Below are 3,309 nucleotides of genomic sequence, written 5' to 3' on the forward strand. Positions count from 1 at the left end.
ACGTGTTCTCGCCGACCGGACACGCGGTGACCGGGACGCTGACGGTCAACAACCTCGACACCGGGGCGCCCGGCGCCCGCTCGCCCACCGTGATCGTCATCGCTTCTCCTCCAGGTCACTCGGGGTCCGGCACGCGGACCAGGTCCCACACACCGGGGCCGGCCCGCATCCGCAGGACGAACTCCCGGGCCGGCTCCTGCGGCGACTCGGCGGACCGCGCCTCCACCCGCCAGCACCGCATCCGGTCGCCGCCGACCGGCATCGGCGACGGGAACGGCCACGGCGACTCCTCGATCCACCGCTCCCGGACGTCCGTGACCAGGAACCGCGAGCCGCGCCGGGCGGGCCTGCGTTCGAACTCGACGGGCTCGCCGCCGAGCCAGCGGACCGAGATCGGCGCGGGCTCCCGCGGTCCGAACACCCGGGAGAAGGTGTTCATGTGCAGATCACTCCCCTTCCGGCCGGGCTGGGACCCGACTGGACGGCACCGGTCCCCGCCGGTGCGGGCCGGCGGGGATCGGTACGGACTCGCAGACCGACCCGGGGAAGGGATGCTTCCCCCACCCCTGGCCCCGGGACCGACCTGGATCGAACATGTGTTCGACTCATCCAGTGAAGCGCGTTCGAACGCCTCCGTCAAGTCGGGTCCCCCGACCGCTCCGCTGACCGTTCCGCCACCGTCCACAGGCGTGGTCTACCAGCGCACACCGACAGAAACGGGCACGCCGGCGACGCCCGGGGCCGTTCCGTGGTGAGATGGCGCGGTGACCGCCGCACCCGCCCGGCCGCGCCTGGTCGCCCTGTCCTCCGTGGAGTTGGCGGACCACCTGGGCGAGGCGCTCGACGTCTACGTGTCCGCGATGGGCTATCCCCCGGGCACCGCCCGGCAGCGGCGCAACCTGTGGCTCGAGCACGCCCGCAGGCCCGGCTGGCGCTGCACCGGCTGGGTCGACCCCGGCGGACACCTGATCGGCGTGGCCTACGGGTACTCCGGCGGTCCCGGCCAGTGGTGGTTCGACGAGGTCCGGCGCGGCCTGGCCGCCCGCGGCATGTCCCGCGACCACGCCCAGCCGGACTGGCTGCGCGACTACTTCGAGCTCACCGAGCTGCACGTGCGCCCGGACGCGCAGGGCTCCCGGCTCGGCGAGGGGATGCTGCGGGCGCTGCTCGACGGCGTCCGGCACGACATGGTCCTGCTCTCCACCCCCGAGCACTCCCCCCGGCCGCCCGGCCGGGCGTGGCGGCTCTACCGCCGCCTCGGGTTCGACGACGTGCTGCGCGACCACCGCTTCACCGGCGACAGCAGGCCGTTCGCCGTCCTCGGCAGGCGGCTGCCCCTCCCCCCGCCCCCGCCCTACCGCCACTGAGCCACCCGTGATCGCCGTTTCCGGGCGATCCGCCCCGTATGCGGGCCCGACGGGCCGCGACCGGCGATCAGGGGGCGAGGCGGTCCCGCGGTCCGCGGGGTCCGGCCGGCACGATGTCCCCGTGCCCCGTCTCCGCCGCCTCGTGTCCGTCCTGCTGCTCGTGGTCATGGCCGTGGCGGTGCTCGGCGGGTGCGCCCGCGTGCGGGCCGCCCTCGCCGTCCAGCCGGACGACACGGTGACCGGCGAGGTCATCCTCGCCACCCCGGAGAAGAGCCCCGAGGACACCGGCCCGGTGATCACCCTGCCGCCCGAGCTCAGCTCCGACGTGGACGTCGTCGAGTACCGGGAGGACGGCTACACCGGCTCGGTCCTGCGGTTCTCGGGGCTGACGTTCGAGCAGGTCGGGATGCTGACCTCGGTCGCGGGCGACGCGGGCGAGCGCGCCACGCTCACCCTGCGGCGGGCCGGGAACCGGATCGTGCTGGAGGGGGCGGCGGACCTCACGACCGTGCCCGTCGACAAGGCGGACTTCCAGCTCAAGATCAGCTTTCCCGGTGAGGTCCTCGACACCAACGGCGACTCCGAGGCCGGCGTCGTGAGCTGGACCTTCACCCCCGGCGAGGTCGGGGACGTGACCGCCGTCGTGGCCTACGACGACCCGCAGGCCCCCTCCGCGGCGGCCTGGAGCATCGGGCTGGCGGCCGTGGTGGCGCTCGCGGTCGCCGGGGTGGTCCTGCTGGCCCGACGGACCCGCAACCCGCCCGTCAGGCGCTGACGGTCAGGCGCTGACGGCCGCCCGGCCCAACCCGAGCCGCCCCACCAGCTCGGCCGTGGCCAGCGAGCGGTTCAGCGTGTAGAAGTGCAGCCCCCGCACGCCCTCGGCGAGCAGGGTCTCGCAGAGCTCCGTGGTGAGGTCGAGCCCGGCGGCCCGGAAGGCCTTCGGGTCGTCCGTGTAGGGCGCCAGCCGCTCGGCCAGCCCGGGCGGCAGCGGGGCGCCGGACAGCTCCGGCCCGCGCTGCAGGGTCTTCGCGGACAGCAGCGGCATGATCCCGGGCAGCAGCGGCACCTCGCAGCCCTCGGCGGCCAGCCGGTCCCGCAGCCGCAGGAAGCCGTCCGGCTCCCAGAAGAGCTGGGTGATCGCGAACTCGGCGCCCGCGCGGATCTTGCCGAGCAGCCGTCGGAAATCGGAGTCCGGGTCCGCCGAGCGCGGGTGCCCGTACGGGAAGGCCGCCACACCCACGCAGAAGGACCCGGAGCGGCGGACGAGCCGGACGAGCTCGTCGGCGTAGGTGAGGCCCTCGGGGTGCGCGGTCCACTCCCCCAGCGGGTCCCCGGGCGGGTCGCCGCGGACCGCCAGCACGTTGCTGATGCCCGCCGCCGCGTAGGAGCCGATGACGTGCCGCAGCTCGGCCCGCGAGTGCGAGACCGCGGTGAGGTGCGCCATCGCGACCAGTGTGGTGTCCGTGGCGATGCGGGCCGTGGTCCGGATCGTCCGGTCCCTGCTGGACCCGCCCGCTCCATAGGTGACCGACACGAACGCCGGGTCGAGCGGCTCGAGCCTGCGGATGGCCCGCCACAGCTCGGCCTCCCCCGACTCGTCCTTGGGAGGGAAGAACTCGACCGAGAAGACGGGGCCGTCGGCGCCGATCCGATCGATCACGGAGGTGCGCGGCTGCGCGGTTCGCGTGGTCACCCGGTGAGCGTACTGCCGACCGGCCGTCCTGACTCGACGCGCCCAACCGCCGACCCGCCGATACGCTCGTCGGGTGGTTCACCCCTCGACGCACGTCCTGCCGGCCTCCGCCGAGCCCGCCGAGTCCGACGGATCGGCCGAGCTTCGGGAGCGGGTCGAGCGGGAGCTCGAACGCTACCTGGCCCGACGCCGGGAGGACGCGGCGGCGGTCGGCCCCGCGTTCGCCGAGGCGGTCGACTCGCTCACCCG

The 3,309-nt window shown here is 74.8% G+C and carries 4 protein-coding genes; 2 read left to right on the top strand and 2 right to left on the bottom strand.

The window, feature by feature from the left end:
- Nucleotides 1-115: 115 nt before the first annotated feature.
- A complete protein-coding gene (locus H5J29_RS26265) occupies nt 116-439 on the bottom strand; it encodes a hypothetical protein (RefSeq protein WP_181783694.1) in 324 nt (107 codons plus the stop codon).
- A 325-nt stretch (nt 440-764) separates the two neighbouring features.
- Between H5J29_RS26265 and H5J29_RS26270 the strand changes: the two genes are divergently transcribed.
- Both H5J29_RS26270 and H5J29_RS26275 read left to right on the top strand, forming a co-directional pair.
- Nucleotides 765-1,367, top strand: coding sequence for a GNAT family N-acetyltransferase (locus H5J29_RS26270; RefSeq protein ID WP_312858419.1), 603 nt, complete (start codon nt 765-767; stop codon nt 1,365-1,367).
- A gap of 121 nt (nt 1,368-1,488) precedes the next feature.
- Complete coding sequence (locus tag H5J29_RS26275) at nt 1,489-2,142, top strand: LppM family (lipo)protein (RefSeq protein WP_181783695.1); 654 nt, start codon at nt 1,489-1,491, stop codon at nt 2,140-2,142.
- Between the two features lie 3 nt (nt 2,143-2,145).
- Here H5J29_RS26275 and H5J29_RS26280 read toward each other — a convergent pair whose 3' ends face one another.
- The gene (locus tag H5J29_RS26280) at nt 2,146-3,060 is read right to left on the bottom strand and encodes a methylenetetrahydrofolate reductase (protein WP_312858420.1); all 915 of its coding nucleotides are present in this window, start codon (nt 3,058-3,060) and stop codon (nt 2,146-2,148) included.
- Between the last annotated feature and the right edge of the window lie 249 nt (nt 3,061-3,309).

Origin of the sequence: Pseudonocardia pini (assembly GCF_013870575.1) — a bacterium.
GTDB classification, from domain to species: Bacteria; Actinomycetota; Actinomycetes; order Mycobacteriales; family Pseudonocardiaceae; genus Pseudonocardia; species Pseudonocardia pini.